General features: G+C 65.5%; 16 protein-coding genes and 1 tRNA gene. 11 read left to right on the top strand and 6 right to left on the bottom strand.

All coding sequences use genetic code 11. The features are described 5' to 3' along the window. Window positions 1-152: 152 nt before the first annotated feature. Window positions 153-590, top strand: coding sequence for a hypothetical protein (locus ACQR10_RS28435; protein WP_434912147.1), 438 nt, complete (start codon window positions 153-155; stop codon window positions 588-590). Window positions 591-864: 274 nt separating this feature from the next. Here ACQR10_RS28435 and ACQR10_RS28430 read toward each other — a convergent pair. Beyond that, window positions 865-939: transfer RNA gene (locus ACQR10_RS28430), tRNA-Gln, on the bottom strand. A gap of 289 nt (window positions 940-1,228) precedes the next feature. Here ACQR10_RS28430 and ACQR10_RS28425 point away from each other — a divergent pair. Then, window positions 1,229-3,007 carry an acyl-CoA dehydrogenase gene (locus tag ACQR10_RS28425; RefSeq protein ID WP_434912146.1) on the top strand — a complete coding sequence of 593 codons (1,779 nt, stop codon included), beginning with the start codon at window positions 1,229-1,231 and terminating at the stop codon, window positions 3,005-3,007. 1,104 nt (window positions 3,008-4,111) lie between these two features. Continuing rightward, window positions 4,112-4,678: a hypothetical protein gene (locus ACQR10_RS28420; RefSeq protein ID WP_434839795.1), complete on the top strand. Its 567-nt coding sequence runs from the start codon at window positions 4,112-4,114 to the stop codon at window positions 4,676-4,678. Window positions 4,679-4,863: 185 nt separating this feature from the next. Here ACQR10_RS28420 and ACQR10_RS28415 read toward each other — a convergent pair whose 3' ends face one another. Beyond that, the gene (locus tag ACQR10_RS28415) at window positions 4,864-5,172 is read right to left on the bottom strand and encodes a hypothetical protein (protein ID WP_434839796.1); all 309 of its coding nucleotides are present in this window, start codon (window positions 5,170-5,172) and stop codon (window positions 4,864-4,866) included. A 562-nt stretch (window positions 5,173-5,734) separates the two neighbouring features. Between ACQR10_RS28415 and ACQR10_RS28410 the strand changes: the two genes are divergently transcribed. Then, window positions 5,735-6,028, top strand: a complete 294-nt coding sequence (locus ACQR10_RS28410) for an HdeA/HdeB family chaperone (protein ID WP_434839797.1) — start codon at window positions 5,735-5,737, stop codon at window positions 6,026-6,028. A 34-nt stretch (window positions 6,029-6,062) separates the two neighbouring features. On the opposite strand, the gene ACQR10_RS28405 is transcribed toward ACQR10_RS28410, so the two are convergent. Continuing rightward, the gene (locus tag ACQR10_RS28405) at window positions 6,063-6,971 is read right to left on the bottom strand and encodes a nuclear transport factor 2 family protein (RefSeq protein ID WP_434912145.1); all 909 of its coding nucleotides are present in this window, start codon (window positions 6,969-6,971) and stop codon (window positions 6,063-6,065) included. Between ACQR10_RS28405 and ACQR10_RS28400 the strand changes: the two genes are divergently transcribed. Then, window positions 6,943-7,116, top strand: a complete 174-nt coding sequence (locus tag ACQR10_RS28400) for a hypothetical protein (protein WP_434839799.1) — start codon at window positions 6,943-6,945, stop codon at window positions 7,114-7,116. The two genes, ACQR10_RS28405 and ACQR10_RS28400, sit on opposite strands and share 29 nt — an antisense overlap. A 265-nt stretch (window positions 7,117-7,381) precedes the next feature. Beyond that, the gene (locus ACQR10_RS28395; protein WP_434839800.1) at window positions 7,382-7,639 is read left to right on the top strand and encodes a hypothetical protein; all 258 of its coding nucleotides are present in this window, start codon (window positions 7,382-7,384) and stop codon (window positions 7,637-7,639) included. 163 nt (window positions 7,640-7,802) lie between these two features. On the opposite strand, the gene ACQR10_RS28390 is transcribed toward ACQR10_RS28395, so the two are convergent. Further along, complete coding sequence (locus ACQR10_RS28390) at window positions 7,803-9,068, bottom strand: DUF892 family protein (protein ID WP_316218412.1); 1,266 nt, start codon at window positions 9,066-9,068, stop codon at window positions 7,803-7,805. Between the two features lie 395 nt (window positions 9,069-9,463). Here ACQR10_RS28390 and ACQR10_RS28385 point away from each other — a divergent pair, with 395 nt between their 5' ends. The 3 genes from ACQR10_RS28385 to ACQR10_RS28375 all read left to right on the top strand — a co-directional run bounded on the left by ACQR10_RS28385 (window position 9,464) and on the right by ACQR10_RS28375 (window position 10,861). Continuing rightward, window positions 9,464-9,964: a hypothetical protein gene (locus ACQR10_RS28385; protein ID WP_316238322.1), complete on the top strand. Its 501-nt coding sequence runs from the start codon at window positions 9,464-9,466 to the stop codon at window positions 9,962-9,964. A gap of 1 nt (window position 9,965) precedes the next feature. Further along, window positions 9,966-10,334: a hypothetical protein gene (locus ACQR10_RS28380; protein WP_434912144.1), complete on the top strand. Its 369-nt coding sequence runs from the start codon at window positions 9,966-9,968 to the stop codon at window positions 10,332-10,334. Between the two features lie 242 nt (window positions 10,335-10,576). Further along, window positions 10,577-10,861 carry a hypothetical protein gene (locus ACQR10_RS28375; protein WP_434912143.1) on the top strand — a complete coding sequence of 95 codons (285 nt, stop codon included), beginning with the start codon at window positions 10,577-10,579 and terminating at the stop codon, window positions 10,859-10,861. A 29-nt stretch (window positions 10,862-10,890) separates the two neighbouring features. Here the strand turns inward: ACQR10_RS28375 and ACQR10_RS28370 are convergent, their stop codons facing one another. Beyond that, entirely contained in the window at window positions 10,891-11,706 is an 816-nt protein-coding gene (locus tag ACQR10_RS28370; RefSeq protein WP_434912142.1) for a hypothetical protein, read from the bottom strand. Window positions 11,707-11,957: 251 nt separating this feature from the next. Between ACQR10_RS28370 and ACQR10_RS28365 the strand changes: the two genes are divergently transcribed. Together ACQR10_RS28365 and solA are read left to right on the top strand one after the other, a co-directional pair. After that, window positions 11,958-12,722: a crotonase/enoyl-CoA hydratase family protein gene (locus tag ACQR10_RS28365; RefSeq protein ID WP_315802328.1), complete on the top strand. Its 765-nt coding sequence runs from the start codon at window positions 11,958-11,960 to the stop codon at window positions 12,720-12,722. Window positions 12,723-12,743: 21 nt separating this feature from the next. Then, window positions 12,744-13,937, top strand: coding sequence for an N-methyl-L-tryptophan oxidase (gene solA / locus ACQR10_RS28360; protein WP_434912141.1), 1,194 nt, complete (start codon window positions 12,744-12,746; stop codon window positions 13,935-13,937). Here the strand turns inward: solA and bla are convergent, their stop codons facing one another. Then, complete coding sequence (gene bla / locus ACQR10_RS28355; RefSeq protein ID WP_316218409.1) at window positions 13,938-14,825, bottom strand: subclass B3 metallo-beta-lactamase; 888 nt, start codon at window positions 14,823-14,825, stop codon at window positions 13,938-13,940. Between the last annotated feature and the right edge of the window lie 30 nt (window positions 14,826-14,855).

Genomic DNA, 14,855 nt, shown 5'->3' with positions numbered 1-14,855 from the left:
TCGATAAAGCGGCTCCTCGGTAGAGGCCGCAACCTTGTCCTCTCGATAGGCTTCGTTTCTTGACACAGATCAATGAGTGTCCGGTTCTCCGGTGACGATCTTACAATCACCAATTGTCACGGAGAGCGGAAAATGGCGCTCTTCGAGCGAGATTGGGTGTGATCTACGCGAAAGCTTCTATAGCGCGCGTCGGGTCGCTTGACTGGCTTTTCCGCGAATATAAGCAGACGAAGGCGTATCTTGAGAAGGTCTCGAAGCGGTCGTGGCCAAGCTATGAGCACAGCATGCAAGCCGTCTGCGATCTGCGAAACAAAAAAGGTGAGCGCATCGGATCGCTGCCGATCAAGAGTATCACCCCGCGCGCCGCCGATAAGGTCTACGAGATGTTCATCAAGAATAGCGCGGGCGAAAGTGTCCTCTTTCGGCGCGGCGAAAAACTCGTCGGCCTATGCCGCAAGGCATCGCGCGTAGTTCACCGACTATACCCGGCCGAATTCGCCGTCGAGTGTGAACGTGACGGGCAGACCAAATTTCCTTCCGCATCCGTTGAACGAGCTTCTGCATGCCGGAGAACGAGTAGGGTTTGCTGACAGTCTCGACGCCTGCCGACACGGCGGGATGACCGAGCTTGAGGAAGCCGAACTTACGGAGGGACAGGGCCGCGCCCTGTCGGCACACTGCACAAAGGAAAGTTACGCCGGCTATGCCAAGCGCACAGCTCCGCGCATCCTTGCGGCCACACGCAAACGACGAGCTCACGTCTTGGCGAACACAACGCAAACGGAGTTTCAGAATGCGGTCTCTGGCGAGTTTCAGAACAACAAAATCGTGAAAATGTAAGATACTGACCGGGCAGCAGAAATCTGGCTGGGGCGGGAGGGATCGAACCTCCGAATGGCGGAATCAAAATCCGCTGCCTTACCGCTTGGCTACGCCCCATCAGGCTCGGCGGATCGGCGTAGCGTGGAGACGCCCGGCGATTCCGGATCGGCGTCCGTGGTCTACAGAGCGCGCCCGCCCATTTCAACCGCCGGGCGGCAGGAATTTTACGGCGCGCCCAAGTGATCCGGGGCTGCCGCCAATTCGTCAATTTGGACAAGCTCTTATCCCGCCCGTCCCGAGCCGCCGCGGCGGCCTGCCGCAACGACTTGCGAAAAAGTTGAGACCCGGCCGGTTTCATGGGATGACGGCGGCCAAACCGGCAAATTTCGACCCCCGAGGACACGCCATGACCTATCGCGCCCCGCTCAACGACATGCTGCTCGCCCTCAACCACGGCGCCGGGCTGAAGGCGGCGGTCGAGGCCGGCCATTACGGCGATTTCGACCCCGACATCACCGCCGCCGTGCTCGAGGAGGCCGGCAAGTTCGCCACCGACGTGCTCGCCCCGCTCAACACGATCGGCGACAGGAACGGCGTCAAGCTCGCCGACAAGAAGGTGACGACCGCGCCGGGCTGGCCCGATGCCTACAAGCGCTGGACCGAGGCCGGCTGGAACGCGGTGTCCGGCCCCGAGGCGCATGGCGGCCAGGGCCTGCCGCTCGCCATCAACGCCGCCTGCACCGAGATCTGGAGCGCCTCGAACGTCGCCTTCGGCCTGTGTCCGCTGCTGACACTCTCCGCCATCGAGGCGCTCGACGCGCACGGCAGCGACGAGCTGAAGGACATCTATCTCGGCAAGCTGATCTCCGGTGAGTGGACCGGCACCATGCAGCTGACCGAGCCGCAGGCCGGCTCCGATGTCGGCGCCTTGCGCACCCGCGCCGAGCGCGCCGCCGACGGCACCTACCGCATCACCGGCTCGAAGATCTTCATCACCTATGGCGATCACGACATGACCGACAACATCGTGCATTTCGTGCTCGCGCGGCTGCCGGATGCGCCGGCCGGCACCAAGGGCATCTCGCTCTTCCTCATCCCCAAATTCCTCGTCAACGCCGACGGCTCGCTCGGCACCCGCAACGACATCTATGCCAGCGGCATCGAGCACAAGCTCGGCATGCACGCCTCGCCGACCTGCACCATGACGATGGGCGACCATGGCGGCGCCATCGGCTATCTCGTCGGCGAAGAGAATGCCGGCATGCGCTGCATGTTCACGATGATGAACCAGGCGCGGCTCGGCGTCGGCCTCGAAGGCGTCGGCGTCGCCGATCGCGCCTATCAGCAGGCGCTGGCCTATGCGCAGGAGCGCAAACAGGGCCGCGCCGTCGGCAGCAAAGGCCCCGGCTCCGATGCGATCATCGCCCATCCCGACGTCAAGCGCATGCTGATGCAGATGCGCTCGCTGACCGCCGCCTCGCGCTCGATCTGCTACGCCACCGCCGTCGCGCTCGATGTCGCCGTGCGCGCCAAGGATCCGGCCGTCCGTGCCGAGGCCGCCGCGCGCGGCGCGCTGCTGACGCCGATCGCGAAGGCCTTCTCCACCGACATCGGCAACGAGGTCGCCTATCTCGGCGTGCAGATCCATGGCGGCATGGGCTTCATCGAGGAGACCGGCGCCGCACAGCACTATCGCGACGCCCGCATCACCGCGATCTACGAGGGCACCAACGGCATCCAGGCGATCGACCTGGTGACGCGCAAGCTCGGCGCCAATGGCGGCGCCTCCGTCTTCAAGCTGCTCGACGAGCTCACCGAGATCGTCCGCCGCGTCGAGGCCTCGAACGATCCGGCCTTCGGCACCACCGGCGCCAAGCTGCGCGACGCGCTGGGCGCGCTCGACCGCTCCAGCCGCTGGCTGCTGGACAAGCTCGGCACCGCGCCGAACGACGCGCTCGCCGGCGCCACGCCTTACCTGCGCCTGTTCGGCTCCGCGCTCGGCGGCTGCATGCTCGCCAACGAGGCGCTGGCCGCGCGCAGCGAGAACGAGACCGACGGCGCCCGCCACGTCGCGCTGGCCCGCTTCTTCGCCGAGACGTTCGCGGTGCAGGCGCCGTCGCTGGAAAAGACCGTCACCGACGGCGCCGACGCCGTGCTCGCCGCGGAGGCCGTGCTGGTGGCGTGAGGACTCGAGCCACACAATGTGCTGGTGGCGCGACATGCGCCACACAAAAGGTGTCGTCCCGGCCTTGAGCCGGGACCCAGACTCACCGGCGGTCATGGCTTGGCCCAATCGCTCCTCCATCGTGCCCCGCACTCCTCCCTGGGGTTATGGGTCCCGGCTCAAGGCCGGGACGACAGTTGAGGTTGTGGCCGCGCCCTGCCCCGCACTACGTCATTGCAAACTTTGTGGCGATGAAGGTCGTTTCTTGCGCAGGCCGTCTACTCGGAATTCCGTCATCGCGAGCGCAGCGAAGCGATCCAGGGTCGAGCAAGGACTCTGGATTGCTTCGCTGCGCTCGCAATGACGCCAGGCGCACAGTCCCGATCCACACTGCCATACAAAATGCCGCATCAGATGAGCTCGTGATGAGATGAGCATCCGCGTTCTCGCGACGCGCTGCGCGCCCGAGTGATGCCCTTGAGTCCCGCCCTCACCAAGTGGAGGGCGCGAGGAAGGCCGGACCTCGGCTGAGGCCCGTGGCCCGCCTGCAGAAAAAAAGCAGGCGGCAGTCACCACAGGTACAGCCGGACAGACCCGGCCTTCCCCGCGCGATGGTTTTAACGGGCTATAGCGCGCTCTTCCTGGTGCACCGGGCTTTCTGGCCACCATGTCGCGACAATGCGCTCTCGCGCATCGCGCTGGATACTAGCATCGGAGTATCAGAACCACACGCCTTCACCGTCCGCGAGCAGCCGTTCGTCCGTGCCAACGGCACTGCGCCCACCCGCGTCCACCGCATCCCGCTGCCAACGTCCGTGACGACCGCGAACCGTCCCCTACCGTGCAACGGGATGCGCGGACCATAATGCTGATTTGGGTGAGACGAAAAGAAATTTATGTTTTTCAGAATCCATTGACAGAAGTTTTCGGATTACCATGATTTGCCCGTCGGGCGCGGCCAACCAGCCGCAGCCCACCAGCAGCCCTCGATCGCACCTCGGGCCATCAATTCAATCACAGACTGAAGACGCGGCGGAGAGTTGCATCCCTTACCCCCGCCAGTCTGGTGCGGGACACGGGGCCAATGCGAAGGATGCGGATTCAGGACGCGAGAGGGAGGCGGTCATGGAGATACACGGACTGTTGAAGCGGCGGGCGACCGCCGGCGGATCGATCGCCAGCCTGCTCGCATCGACGGGCCGGCCGGCCGCGCAGGCAAAGTCCGAATTCGTTGCCGCCGCCGGGACTGACCTGCTGGTGCTGGAGCCGAACAGTCCACAATTCGTCGGGCTCACACAGGGCTTCAATCGGCGCTGGCTGGCGCCGAACTGCGCGGTGATCTTCGTCCCGCTGACCGAGCAAGGCGCACAGGTCGCGCTCGCCAAGGCGGTCGGCTTCGGTCCCGGCCATGTCCAGGTGAGCGGTGGAGGCCACTGCTACGAGGACTTCGTTTTCACCGAGCAGACGCTGGCCCTCATCGACGTCAGCCTGCTCGACGAGATCGGTTTTGACGCGCAACAGGGTGTCTACTACGCCCAGAGCGGCGGCACCAACTGGGACCTCTACCGCCGGCTCCATTGGCACTTCGGCCTCACTCTGCCGGCTGGATCCTGCGACTCCGTCGGCCTCGGCGGGCACATGTGCGGCGGCGGCAATTTCGGCCTGATCGCGCGCCCTGATCGCGCGCTATGAGTTCGCCACGCTGACCCAGACCAAGGCGGAGTGGGATCCGCTCGACTAGTTTTAGAACTGCCAATCGATCGTTGCCACGTGATGGCGAGCGCGCGGACGACTCGCCGCAGGACCGCAACCTGCGGCTCTATGCTTCTGGGACAGATTATGTCACCCGATTGGGCTTGGCATCCGTTGGCTTGTTGTCAGATTGAAATTTCAACCGCGACACTATCTCGGACCCATTCGGTCATTCCCGACTTCAATCTCTTTGCCTGCCAATCGTGAAACGCCTTACTCGCGTACAACTTGTCGACGGCATCGCCGTACGCTTTGAAGGTCTGGAAGCCTACCGCGAGAACCAAATTCCCAACCTCGCCCACTGAGGGAGACCATAGCTTTACGTTGCCGCCGAAGGTCCGCCAGAGGGCAGCAATTTCTGCTGTCATGTTGATAAGCTCCGCGAGGTCGCTGCCGGGTTGCGGCTTGACTATGTATTGAGCAACTACTGCCATCGTCGTCCCCCCTCATCGCGCGGCTGCATAACTGATATTATATTCGGCATCTGCCCTCTCCTTGTTGTTCATCCTCTCATCGGCAACTACAGCGTGCTTCAATATCGATACGCGCAGCTTGAGGCAGATCAATCCGGTGTCTATCCGGTTGCGATGGATGCAACTCGTCTGTGCCAACGATATGATCGGGCCTGACACTACGCATTACGGCGACGGTGCAATTACTTAGCTATGAGATCTGGTCGAGGTACCGCCATGCGGGGCGCATCCCCCAACCTCCCCCAGCGCTCTCGGCACCTCGTCAGCGGCGAAGGCGACCCAGCACGCTGGCGACAGCCGGCTCGCATCGATGGTCCTGACGCGTGCAGGATTTGCGTCGCATGCAGCCGGCTGTCGCGCGACTCACCTTCGCCGCCCTTGACTTCCGTCGTCGATCCCTCCAGTTCTACCTGGCCTGGTTCCGGCGCGACCACGGTCACGCAGTTCGCCCCCATTTGGCGAAGGCTTTGGGAAGGCTCTAAATAGTTCGCTGTTTTTCATCAAAGTCATTCGGAGAATGAATATGAGATCCGTCGTTGCCGCGCTGTTCGGCGCTGCCCTGATGCTGTCGTCTGCGCCGGCGTCGGCGGTCGTCCTCGATTTGTCGACCATGAGCTGCAAGCAGTTCGCTGAAAGCGGCGACAACGGCATCCAGATGGTGCTGATCTGGCTCGACGGCTGGTACAAGGGCGACCAGGACGAGGCCATCTTCGACACCGAGGTGTTCGTCGAAAACGCCAAGAAGTTCGGCAAATATTGCGCCGAGCATCCGACGGTGAGCATTGTGACCGCCGCGGAGAAGATCCTCGGCAAGTAGCCGCACTACGCGTCGTCGCGCTCCCGCGCATGCGTCAGGACACCATGGCCTTGATCAGCGCGGTGTCGGCGAACTCAAGGAATTCGACGATCTTCCCGTCGCGGATCCGGAACAGGTCGAGGATGTCGGTTTCGCGTGTCATCTTCGTCGGCTGGCTGCGGACGACGGCGCGGGAATGCACCACCACGCGGTCCTGATCCACCAGCTCGGCGAGGACTTGGCGCTGCACGAATTCGAAAGTATCGATGAGCCTGGCTACGCCCTGCCGGATGTCACAATGACCGCGCATGCAGCCGACCATCGCCGTGGTGGTGTTGTCGCCTGCCAGCGTGAACACGGCATCTGGATGAAATTCGGCCATCAGATCATCCAGTGCGCCGGCATCGCGGGCCTTGTAGGCGCGCCTGACCCGTTCGAGAAGTTCATCACGATTTGCCATCGCTCCCTCCCATCGTTCGGACGAGACCCTAGCGACTGACATCTCTACTTTCAATTGAGTTCTTCGATCGACTCGCTCTCGACAACCGTGCTCCCGTACCTCAGAGCTGAAGCGCGGCCACAGCATCGATGGCGCCTGCGCGGGAGGCGACAACGCTGCCGACGTCATCATGTGTCGAGGGCAGCGTCGCGACACATTCGGACGCAACTCGTCGCGCCAGCTCCGCGCTGCCGCTGCGTTGAAGAAGCGAGCCGCGCGGCTTGCGCGGCACGGTCCCTCTTCACGCGAGACTCCCATGTCGATCAGCTCCGTCACGACGCCCATCACCTCGGTCCCGACCACAACCGCCACCTCCTCCACCTCGACGACTTCAACATCATCGGCCACGAGCTCATCCAGCAGTACGTCGGAGAGCTCCTCCGGCAGCGGCGGCTCGTCGTCAGGCAAGACCGTGGTCAGCGAGGTCTCGATCACCTTGGACGGGATCACGACGACGACGATCACCTATTCCGACGGCTCGACCGAGGTGACCAAGACCTCTGCGGCCTCGAACGAGAGCGGCAACAACGCGCAGACTTACAATGCGCAGGGCGCGACCAATGGCGCGGCCGGCAGCACGGCTGCGTCGAGCCAAAGCGTGACGGCCTGAGACTGGCCCGCATTGCCTGCCCGTCCTGCGCACCGGGCCGAGCGACGACGCGACGCCCAGAAAACGCGGCGGCTTTCGAACGCATCGGTTCCGAACGAGGAACTTTGCCAGCGTCGCAGAGGCGCGCGGCGACCGCTCGTCGCGTCGCACTGACGCCATGAAGCAACACTCCGCGCGCGATGTCGTGCGCGGCCCATTGTTAATTTGCCCTCGCCCGCCGAGTCACGCCTGTTAGCAGGCAGCTGCGACAATGGGGAGGATGTCGATGTTGCGGGGTGTGATCGGCGCGGGGATTCTGATCCTGGCGATGGGGTCCGAGGTGCAGGCGGCCAACGAGGCCGGTCCTGAGACCCGGATGTCCTGTTCGGAAGTCCGCTACTACGTCGAGAAATATACCGCCGAGGTCGCCGAGATGTATGCGCGCAGCCGCGGCGCCACCGAGGCCCAGATCAGCCGCGCACGGCGATGCCTGACGCCCATCCACTTCCGCCGGGCGGAGCGGTGGCGGAGCTACACGGAGTAGATCGAGATACGGATCGCGCGACAACGCGCAGCGCGATGGCCGGGATAAGCCCGGCCATGACGCCTTGGCAGACGTGTAGGGCGGGTTAGCCGAAGGCGTAACCCGCCATCGATGTTGGGAAAGTGGCGGATCACGCTTCGCTGATCCGCCCTACACACGATGCTCACGCCTGCTCGATCGCCGCCGGCATCTTGGCGACCGACATCAGCGAGCGGGCGACCTGGTTGAGGAGCTGATCGGCGTTCTCCTCCTCGGCCAGCGACTTCGACAGCAGGGCGACGACGGCGCTGTGGCGGAGCTGCTGGGCGAGATTGCGGGCGGTGGTGTAGCCGGACATCTCGTAATGCTCGACGCGCTGGGCGGCGCCGATCAGCGCCAGATCGGCGGCGGCATCCTCCTTGTCCTCGCCTTGCGCGATGATCTCCTGGCCTTCCTCGACCAGGCCCATCATGCCCTTGCAGGGTTTTGCCCGCGGCGTCTTGCCGAGCAGCTCGAAGCATTCGTTGATGCGCTCGATCTGCGCCTCGGTCTCGGCCAGGTGCTGCTCGAACAGTTCGCGGAGCTGATCGAAGCGCGCGGCCTCCGCCATCTTCGGCAGCGCCTTGGTGAGCTGCTTCTCGGCGTGGAGGATGTCGCGCAGCTCCTCGATCAGGAGATCGCCGAGGCCGGCCTCGTCGGCCGGCGGCGAGCTCTCGGTGACGATCGCATTGGCCGCGCCGTTGTCGGCCTGGATCGCCGGCGATTCCGTGAACACCCAGTCGCCGCCCTCGTTCCAGGGGCCGCGGGTGTCGATCTCGCCGTGGTCGCCGGTGCCGGTGGAATCGTTGAAGAACTGATCGACCAGGCCCGGCGTCGGCGCGATGCGGCCGATGCTGAAGGCCGGCTTGTTCATGCTCTCCAACGCCAGCGCGAACGCCTTCATGTGGGTGATCTCGCGCGTCATCAGGAACTGCAGCGCGTCCTTCGTGCCGGCATCGTCGGTGAAATTGATCAGCCGCTCATAGACGATCTTGGCGCGGGCTTCGGCGGCGATGTTGCTGCGCAGGTCGACGTCGAGCTCGCCGGTGATCTTGAGATAGTCCGCGGTCCAGGCGCTGCCCTGCGAGTTGAACAGGTTGACGCCGCCACCGCCGGCGATCGCGATCAGCGGATCGGCCTCGGCCGCCTCGCGGTCGAACTTGGCGGGCTTGAGATGCATGCGGGCGAGCGTGCCGACGACCTCGAGATGGCTCAGCTCCTCGGTGCCGATGTCCATCAACAGGTCCTTGCGATCGGGGTCCTCGCAATTGAGGCCCTGGATCGAGTACTGCATGGCGGCGGCGAGCTCGCCATTGGCGCCGCCGAACTGCTCCAGCAGCATGTTGCCGAAGCGCGGATCGGGCTCGTCGACACGGACGGTGAACATCAGCTTCTTGACGTGGTGATACATGGAAGGCCTCGGACGTTTGCGGGGACGGCAAGCAAGGTCCGAACGGCCGGGCACCATGGTTGTTCCTTACCTCCGACTGATGGCGTTGCGCGTTCCTGCCGGCCGCGCGGCCCGGCAGGCCGGCCACGGCACGAAGGGTCAGGGGCGACGCCGCGTCAAACCAGCTCCCCCCGCCGGCCAGGTCCATATGCACGCCGAAACGCACTTCACACCTGGGTTGCCGGCGTCATCGGCGCTTCGCGCGTTCGTGCCAGGGATCCGCAAGAGGAACCGGCCGGGGGTCAGCGCATGCGCTGCCGGGCGCCGGCTACTGCGCGACATCCTGTTGGCAGCTGAACGATGGCCTCTTGCTAAGGTTTTCCCTGCTCGCCTAAGCTGTTCCGCTGGAGAGTGACATGTTGATGCGAACACCGGCCAGGGAGAAGCCAGGTCTCGGCGAGCGAGTCCGCCGGGTCATCGAGCGACTCCGCGACCACGCATCGTCGTTTGCGCTATCATCGCCCGCGAATGGGGCGACAGTGCGGAAGCCCTCCTACGTCGTCGAAGAGGAGCCTGACGACAGCAACATGGATGTCGCGCTGGCGGCGCTGATCGACCAGATCGAACGTCCCGCGCGGACGCCGCCGCCGCGATTTCCAGGTCTGGCGCGCATCACCTCATCGCGTCAGGCGCCGCACATCCCGGTCTACGAGCGGCCGCCTTATTTCGACGTCGCGCCGCGCCCCGTCGAGGTCGAGCCGCGGCGGATGCCCTATGATGAGCCAGCCGAGCGGATCGTGCCGGAGGACGAGCTGTCGGAGCTGCGCAAGGATCTGATGAGCGCGATCTCGGCGCGACTCGGATCGCCGGAGGATCATCTGGCGACGATCAGGAACCTGCTGAGGTCGGTGAAGTAGGATGTGGGGCCGCAGCAACATCGGCAAGACGGTCGAGGAGCTGACCGATCATCTGCGGCTGGTCGATCACGTGCGCGCGCTGCAGGACGGCCAGAAGGAGATCGCCGAGGCGATCCGGGCGGTGAACCAGCGCCTGACCTCGATCGAGGCCGAGTTCAGGGTGCTCAAGGCCGAGACCCAGCGCGACGCACTGCGCGAAGTGCAGCACGCCGTGCAGGGCGTTCAGGGCTCGGTCCATGACGAACTGACGCGGATGGCGACGCGGCTGGTGGTGCTGGAGCAGGCCCTGCGGCGCGAGGTCGTGCGGCAGCAGGCTCCGGCCGCTGCCTCGCGCGCAGCGCCCGTCCCCCGGTCCGACGGCGCCAAATAGGCGGCAGAGGCGGATCGATCGCGTGCGGCCGGTCGCGCCACGACGGGGCAGCCCGACGCCCGCGGGCCCCGCGGCGCGCCCAAACGCCGCGAGGCGCGTAGAGACATTGTTAACCCGGCGGCGCGAGCCTCGCGGCGGACCTCACGCACGAGGCCAAAGGCGACGACAGTCCCGTCGCAGGGTGCGGACGTCAGCACCGGATCCGCAGCCCGCATCGGCCTCACATCCGAGCGAGGCGAGCCATGCCCATCAATGCCATCGGCTCCGTCACCACGACGTCAGCAGCCCCGGCGGCGACCGCCCTGGCGCGAACGGGATCGCGCTCCGCGGTCAGCACGGCCGGCGTCCCGACGGCGAGCAGGATCGTGATCAGCCAGGTCTCGATCACGGTCGCCGGCGAGATCATCACCACGACCACCTATTCGGACGGCACAACCGGGGTGACGGTCTCCACAGCGCCGCCGAGCACGGGGCTGCAGACCTACACCGCCCGGGGAACGCTCAGCGGCGGCCGCATCGCCGCGTGAGACGGTGCGCTTGGCGTCGCCGTCGGCCCTCAGCGCAGCCTGGCCGCGCGGCTCGCGATGTCGATGACAACGCTGCCGGTCTTGGCGTAACCCTGCGGCACCGAGCCCTCGCCCGCCGCGGGCTCGCGCATGTCTTCCGCATCCTTCGGCTTCGGAAAGCCTTTGCCACAGGCTGTCTCGATCGTCTCGCGGTCGGCGTAGCTCACGTCCGCAACGACCGTTCCGGGGCTCGGCCCGGCCGCGAGCTTCGACAGATCGAAATATTTGAGCTGCTCCGAACAGGTAACGATGTTGGTCAGGTAGGCTCCCGTCGTGTCCTCGGCCTGCAGCAGAAAATCATAGGACATCTCGATGGACCCGCCGCTGGCATTGGCGAAGCCGACGCGCGCCACGCCCGTCTCGACCACCCCCTGCCCCATATGCCCGGTCAGGCAGACGAGCACGTCCTGCGCTTCGTTCCTGGTGGTGGAGATGACGCATTCATCCACCTGCATGCCCGGCTGGAAGCCGCGAAATTTGTAGGCGCCGCCGACCTGCTCGAACACGACCGCGCCGCCGAAATCGGTCGCGTGCGGCTCGCAGCCGCTGCCATAGCTCACGAGCAGCAGCGGATTGCTGGAGGCCAGGAAACGTCCCTGCTGCCGCTCCGGCTTCAGGGTGACGTCACAGCGGCGCCCCTCGGAGTCGGGATAGTATCTGGCGCGCTTGCAGGTGGTGCCCGCGATCGCGCCGGGCGCGCAGAACAGCGACAGCAGCGCGCGGTCGGTGGCGGCAGCCTCAGCGATCCCCGGGAAGACCTGACAGAGCAGCGGCAGCGACAGCAGTACTGAAAAGAGCTTGGTCATCGAATTGCCTTGCAAAACATCGCAGTTCTGCGCGGGACGATAGCGGACGCCGATACTGTTGCAAACCAGTCGTAAACCACGGCGAGACTCATGGCGTACGCTCGCCTGCGGTCACGCCCGCATTCCCTTCGCGACCAATGACCGCTTCAGCCCTTGGCGCGACCAGCGGATGATGTAGGCTGCGGTGAGATGCAGGACTGGACAAATGGCCGGCGGCAACGCAGCGGCCGGCGCACACGCATGAGGGGCCCATGACCGACCATCTGATCGTCACCGACGAGGGCGAGACCCGGACGATCAAGCTCCGGCGGCCGGAGAAGAAGAACGCCATCACCCAGGCCATGTATCTCGGCATGAGCGATGCGATCGACACCGCGCAGAACAACCCGCTGGTGCGATGCATCATCATCACCGGCGGCTCCGGCGTGTTCACGGCCGGCAATGATCTGGAGGATTTCCTGCATGCCGGCAATGCCGGCAGCGACGCCGCGCGCACGTCGGCGGCGACCAAGTTCCTGTATTCGCTGGCGCATAACGTCAAGCCGATCATCGCCGCGGTCGACGGCGTCGCGATCGGCATCGGCACGACGATGCTGTTCCATTGCGACTACGTGCTGGCGTCGACCACGGCGACGTTCTCGACGCCCTTCATCCATCTCGGCCTGGTGCCGGAGGGCGCCTCGAGCCTGCTGATGCCGCAGACCATGGGCTATCAGCGCGCGTTCGCGATGCTGGTCATGGGGCGCACCATGACCGCGGAGGATGCGCAGATCGCGGGCTTCGTCAATACGGTGGTGGCGCCGGGCCATACCGAGGTCGAGGCGCACAAGGTGGCACGCGACATCTGCCGGCTGCCGGCCGAGGCGGTCGCGATCGGGCGCAGGCTGATCCGCACCGCGCCGGACGAGCTGACCCGCCGCATCGACCAGGAGGCCTATCTGTTCGCCGAGCGCATGACCTCCGAGGAGGCGGTCGGCGCGTTCAAGGCGTTCCTGTCGCGCAAGAAGAAGAAATGAGCGGAGCCGCGGCGGGCGCGCATGGCGCAGTTTGATGTCATCGTGATCGGCTGCGGCGCCGTCGGCAGCGCCGCATTGCTGCATCTCGCCAAGGCGGGCAAGCACGTGCTCGGCATCGACCGCTTCCAGCCGCCGCACAAATTCGGCTCGACCCATGGGGAGACCCGCATCACCCGCGCGGCGATCGGCGAAGGCGTCGACTACACGCCGCTGGCGCAGCGCTCGCACGTGCTGTGGCGGGAGCTGGAGCGCGAGACCGGCGCACGGCTGTTCGAACAATGCGGCTGCCTGTTCATCCCGAGCCAGGATGGCGGCGAGGTCCACGGCGTCAGCAGCGCGCAGTTCTTCGCCAACATCGAAACCGCGGCGCGGCTGCACGGCGTCGACGGCGAGACGCTGTCGTCAGAGCAATTGCGCGCCGCCTTTCCGGCGTTTGCCACCGCGGCGAACGACCGCGCCTTCCTCGATCGCGAGGGCGGCTATCTCATGGTCGAGGACTGCGTGCGCGCCGAGCTTGCGGTGGCCGCGCGCCATGGCGCGGAGCTCGTGACCGGCCGGCGCGTGGCGGCGTTTCGCCGTGCCGCGGGCGCCCTCGTCGTGACCCTGGACGACGGCGCGACGGCCTCGGCGGACACATTGATCGTCACCACCGGGCCGTGGATCACCGAGCTGATCGCGCCGCTGCGCCGCCGCGTCAATGTCACCCGCCAGGTGCTGTACTGGTTCGAGGTGCTGTCCCATCCGGAGCGCTTCGGTCCGGATGCGCCGGTCTTCATCTGGGACGTCACCGGCCGCGACCGCGCGGCCTCCGACATCTACGGCTTTCCGTGGCTGGGCTCGCCTGACAATGGCGTCAAGATCGCCAACGAAGTGCTGACCGGCGAGACCGATCCGGACGACGTCGCGCGCGAGGTCACGCCGGACGAAATCGCCGCGACCTATGAGACCTATGTCCGCCCCTTCGTGCCGGATCTCGGCCCGCGCTGCCTGCGCAGCGAGGTCTGCCTCTATACCAACGCGCCGGGCGGCCGCTTTATCATCGACCGCGATCCCGGCGATGCGGACGTGATCTACGCCTCGGCCTGCTCCGGCCATGGCTTCAAGCATTCGCCGGCGGTCGGCGAGGCGCTCGCCGCGATGGCCCGGGGCGAGACACCGAGGGTCGATCTCTCCGGCTTCACGCTGGACCGGCTGGCCGCCGCCGATCCGGCCTGACTACTTGCCGGACTGCAGCGCCGCCGTCTGCTTGGCTAGCCCCTCGTTGAACTGCGTCTCCAGCTTGTCGAGATAGGCGTTGAACTCGCCCGGCTTGACGAACGGGTTGGCCGCGCCTTCCGCGATCTTCGCCCGCTTGCCGGCCATGTCGTACATCTCCGGATGGGGCGCCAGCAGGATGTCGGGATGCGCCGTCTTGGCCCAGGCGAAGGTCTTCTTGTAGTCGTCGACGATGCCCGGATAGGTGGGACGGCCGACCAGCCGGTTCAGCGCCACGGTGGCGCTGCAGAAGAAGATCAGGCTGCGGGTGGCGTCGCCGTCCTTCACGTCGGTCGTCCAGCTGGTGCAGCCCGGCGAATGGCCCGGCGTCTCGTGCGCCGTCAACGTCACGCCGCCGAGCGTGACGGTGTCGCCCTCGCGCACGGCGCGGTCGACCTTGACCGGCGGGAAGCCGAGATAGCGCTCCTCCTCGCGGCCCGGATAGAAGCCGCCTTCGAGCAGCGGCACGTCCTTGGCGCCCGCCACCATCTGCGCCCCGGTCTCCTGCTTGATCTGCGCGAGCCCGCCGGTATGGTCGATATGGGCGTGGGTGTTGAGGATGTACTTGATGTCGGCGACCTTGAAGCCGAGCTTGCCGATGCTGGCCTCGATCTGCGCGGTCGATTCCGGCATCACGGTATCGATCAGGATATGGCCCTGCGGTGTCGTGATCAGGTAGGAGGCCAGCCCGTTGGTGCCGACGTAGTAGACGTTGTCGATCACCTTGAACGGCTCGGTCGGCTTATTCCACGCCGCGACCATCTGCTTCATCAGGTCCGGCAGCGATTGCGCTGCAGCGGAGCCGGCGGCAAGCGACAAAGTCGCCGCGAGCAGCATCATTCTTTTCATTCCGGCCTCCCGATGTATTGTTGTTATGCA

Origin of the sequence: Bradyrhizobium sp. HKCCYLRH2060 (assembly GCF_051168135.1) — a bacterium.
Lineage (GTDB): Bacteria > Pseudomonadota > Alphaproteobacteria > Rhizobiales > Xanthobacteraceae > Bradyrhizobium.
The sequence above is the reverse complement of the archived record's forward strand: the minus strand, read 5'-3'. Positions and strand labels throughout refer to the sequence as shown.

Bases quoted from the DNA above. Each gene is read 5' to 3' on its own strand.
- ACQR10_RS28370 (WP_434912142.1), bottom strand. From the start codon at position 11,706: ATGACCAAGCTCTTTTCAGTACTGCTGTCGCTGCCGCTGCTCTGTCAG.
- ACQR10_RS28385 (WP_316238322.1), top strand. From the start codon at position 9,464: ATGTTGATGCGAACACCGGCCAGGGAGAAGCCAGGTCTCGGCGAGCGA.
- ACQR10_RS28365 (WP_315802328.1), top strand. From the start codon at position 11,958: ATGACCGACCATCTGATCGTCACCGACGAGGGCGAGACCCGGACGATC.
- ACQR10_RS28415 (WP_434839796.1), bottom strand. From the start codon at position 5,172: ATGGCAGTAGTTGCTCAATACATAGTCAAGCCGCAACCCGGCAGCGAC.
- ACQR10_RS28375 (WP_434912143.1), top strand. From the start codon at position 10,577: ATGCCCATCAATGCCATCGGCTCCGTCACCACGACGTCAGCAGCCCCG.
- ACQR10_RS28410 (WP_434839797.1), top strand. From the start codon at position 5,735: ATGAGATCCGTCGTTGCCGCGCTGTTCGGCGCTGCCCTGATGCTGTCG.
- bla (WP_316218409.1), bottom strand. From the start codon at position 14,825: ATGAAAAGAATGATGCTGCTCGCGGCGACTTTGTCGCTTGCCGCCGGC.
- ACQR10_RS28395 (WP_434839800.1), top strand. From the start codon at position 7,382: ATGTTGCGGGGTGTGATCGGCGCGGGGATTCTGATCCTGGCGATGGGG.
- ACQR10_RS28420 (WP_434839795.1), top strand. From the start codon at position 4,112: ATGGAGATACACGGACTGTTGAAGCGGCGGGCGACCGCCGGCGGATCG.
- ACQR10_RS28390 (WP_316218412.1), bottom strand. From the start codon at position 9,068: ATGTATCACCACGTCAAGAAGCTGATGTTCACCGTCCGTGTCGACGAG.
- ACQR10_RS28380 (WP_434912144.1), top strand. From the start codon at position 9,966: ATGTGGGGCCGCAGCAACATCGGCAAGACGGTCGAGGAGCTGACCGAT.
- solA (WP_434912141.1), top strand. From the start codon at position 12,744: ATGGCGCAGTTTGATGTCATCGTGATCGGCTGCGGCGCCGTCGGCAGC.
- ACQR10_RS28425 (WP_434912146.1), top strand. From the start codon at position 1,229: ATGACCTATCGCGCCCCGCTCAACGACATGCTGCTCGCCCTCAACCAC.